This is a genomic window from Corynebacterium sp. S5S1 (assembly GCF_001913985.1).
Lineage (GTDB): Bacteria > Actinomycetota > Actinomycetes > Mycobacteriales > Mycobacteriaceae > Corynebacterium > Corynebacterium marquesiae.
This window is the reverse complement of the sequence record NZ_MKXT01000072.1, coordinates 439-3522: the sequence shown is the minus strand read 5'-3', so window position 1 is coordinate 3522 and position 3084 is coordinate 439. Positions and strand designations below refer to the sequence as shown.

Below are 3084 nucleotides of genomic sequence, written 5' to 3'. Positions count from 1 at the left end.
AGCACCGTGCCAATTGCCCAGTAGGCGGTGTGTAACCACCACCAGCCGAGCACCACAGACGACGCCATCGACAGCGCAAGGATCCCCATCGCCGTCATCGCCCATGCGGGGAGGTGTTCGGGCACAAACTGCGGGTTGCGGTGCCGTACAAACCCCGCAATGACCCACACCAGCATGGCAGTCGCGATGAAATACCACGCCACCGCGGCGGGATGTCCGGCACCGCTGGCACCCCAGTAGATCTCTACGACCTGCGCAAGCGAGGCACTTCCCATCACCGCAGCCGCCCATGCGGGCCCGGCTGGTGGCACGCTGATCTGGGATTTCGGCTGCCGTGTCGGTGGCTCATGGTGCAGGTGTGGCGATTCAGTCACCTGCTTCATTGTAGAAGCACAGAGATTGCAAACATAAAAGCACCAGCCGGCTAATGCTCGCCGACTATTAGCCTCAATTGAACAGCTCGAAAATGGCGAAGGCACTCAACGGGATTTCAGGGCTACTGGTTGCGGAGAATCACAGATGAGCACCGGCTAGTTTATAAAATTTTCGGCAATGAACTTCGCATTGCTTCCTGCCGATACCACTATGGGCGTTACGCCAGCGCCACCAGCGTCGCCAGCACCGTGAGCGTCGTCAGTGACATCCTCGTCGTCCACCGCAACCTGCTCGGCTATCCCACGTGCAGCGCGTTCGGTGGCGTCGTACGGTTCCATATCCTCGAGGTACTCGCCGGTCTCGTAGTCGTACTCAATGGCGCGCCCCTGCTCGTCGGTGCGCGTGTACCAAGCAACATTCTCGGTGGCATGCGAATCCCAGTTACCACCAGCAGAATAATCGCTATCCGGCGGGCATTCCTCAATCGACAACGCAAAGTTGTCGCCGTATTTCGACACGCCTTGTTTTACCGAATTCGCCACCAAACGGTCACCATAAATTCGGCGCACGGTAAATGGGTCATTCCGTAGCTCTTTAAACAATGCCACTGACATCAAAATCAAAATGAACGCGACCGGCAACGCCGTCACCACCACCAGGTTTTGCATACCGCGTAGCGCGTCCTGCCCGCCCGAAAGCAAAATCACCACGGCAATACCAGCCATGCACAAAACCCAGAACGTCGTAATCCACGGGTTCGGGTTAGGGTTACCTTTCTGCGATAGCTGCGAGTTCACCAGCGACGCAGAATCAGCCGTCGTCACGAAGAAAATAATCAACACCACGATGATGATCGGCGCAATAATGTGCGCGCCCGGCAACTGGTCTAGCACCACAAAGAAAATCTCCTCCGGCGCCGGCATCGAATCCGCCGTGTCATCAGGCGCGATCGAATGATCACGGTTTTGCAGCCAAATCGTCGTACCACCCAGCACAGCAAACGCCGTCATGATGATGGTCGACGGAATAAACAACACGCCCAGCACAAACTGGCGGATGGTGCGCCCACGGGAAATCTTGGCGACGAACACCCCGACGAATGGCGCCCAGGAAATCCACCACGCCCAGTAGAACGTGGTCCACGCAGACAAGAACGCCTGCATCTCTTCGCCTTCGCCCATGTGCGCGGACATCGCATCACCGAACGATGCGAAATACTCGATCATCACCGCTGGCAATGCGTTCATCAAAAACGCGGTCGGACCAACGACAAAGAAAAACACCGCGATGCCGATCGAGAGCACCAAGTTCACATTCGACAGCACACGAATTCCCTTGGCCACGCCCGAGACCGCCGAGGCGATCGTCGCGATGGTCAGCACCATGATGATGATCAGTGCAACCGTATTGCCCGCCGTCGACCAGCCAGAAACTACTTCGAATCCGCTGGCGATCTGCAAAGATCCAATACCCAATGTGGCGGCGGTACCGAATAGCGTGGCAATGATCGCCAAACCATCAATAATGCGCGCTGGCAGCGAATCCGTGGAACGATTCCCCAGCAGCGGCAGCATGATCGAGCTCATCAGCGGTACGCGGCCGCGTCGGAAAGAAACATAGGCGACGCACAGGCCGACGATTCCGTAAATCGCCCAGGCACTCGCGCCCCAATGCAGCGTCGACTGCACCATTGCACCCTTGATTGCTTCTTCGCTGACGGGCTCATACGCGCCCGGCCGCGGGGAAAAATAGTGGCTGAGCGGCTCATACGGCCCGAAGAAAATAATGCCGATGCCAATACCAGCCGCAAACAGCATCGCTGCCCAGGACAGCGTGGAATACTCGGGCTTCTCATCGTCCAGCCCCAGCGGGATGCGGCCGTATTTGGAAAACGCGAGCACCAGGAGAATGAAGAACAGCACCACGGCGATCATGGTGAACACCCACCCCAGGTTGGTCATGATCCAATCCAGGGCCGTGGATGACACGTCGAAAACTTGCTCCGGAGCCAGCACGCCCCACAGGATGAACGCCACGACCAAGCCGCCCACCACGGTGAGCATGGGCTTGTCGACGCGATAGCGGATCTTTTGATCCTCCACGGACACTCCCGGCACCATCGCGGGGTGAATATTGTGCGGGTATGTCACCTCCCGCAGGATGCGTTTGGCTTTCGTGCCCGCACCTTCGGCATCATTGTCCGCCATCGCCGCTCTCCTTGTCACTGTTCTTCAATTCTTAGGGTGTGTTCTCTTTGCTGTTTTTGCCGTTCCCAGCATTTCTCAACAAATTCCGAGACAACTGCTAAGCAACTATAAGGCAGGCTGTCGCATAAATCACGTCGAATATACAGCGTATTCTTAGCGCCCATTGTTGGCCACTCGGCCAAGTGTGTGGCACAATAGCGGAAGTCAACTTGGCCACCCGGCCAAATAGTCCTGCGTCACCTGCTCAGGACCCAAAAACAATCGTTTAACCCACAAGGCGGTGCTGAAACACATGGATACGTCGCAATCCCCTGTCGCACGCTGGCTCGCGCTGGCCACACTCGTCGGCCCGGTGCTGCTGCTGAGCATCGACATGAGCGTCATCAGCATCGCCGTGCCCGCCATCAGCGCAGGCCTCGGTCCCACTTCCGCGCAAATGCTGTGGATCATCGACATCTACAGCTTCCTGCTGGCAGGGCTCTTGGTGCTGGCGGGCTCGCTC

General features: G+C 57.6%; 1 protein-coding gene and 2 pseudogenes. 1 reads left to right on the top strand and 2 read right to left on the bottom strand.

Translation table 11 applies throughout. The features are described 5' to 3' along the window. Both BKN05_RS11980 and BKN05_RS11975 read right to left on the bottom strand, forming a co-directional pair. Positions 1-383, bottom strand: a pseudogene (locus tag BKN05_RS11980) (hypothetical protein); the annotation flags it as partial. Positions 384-530: 147 nt separating this feature from the next. After that, positions 531-2582, bottom strand: a complete 2052-nt coding sequence (locus BKN05_RS11975; protein WP_286688738.1) for a BCCT family transporter — start codon at positions 2580-2582, stop codon at positions 531-533. 292 nt (positions 2583-2874) lie between these two features. On the opposite strand from BKN05_RS11975, the pseudogene BKN05_RS11970 reads away from it, so the two are divergent. After that, positions 2875-3084 (top strand): annotated as a pseudogene (locus BKN05_RS11970) (MFS transporter); the annotation flags it as partial.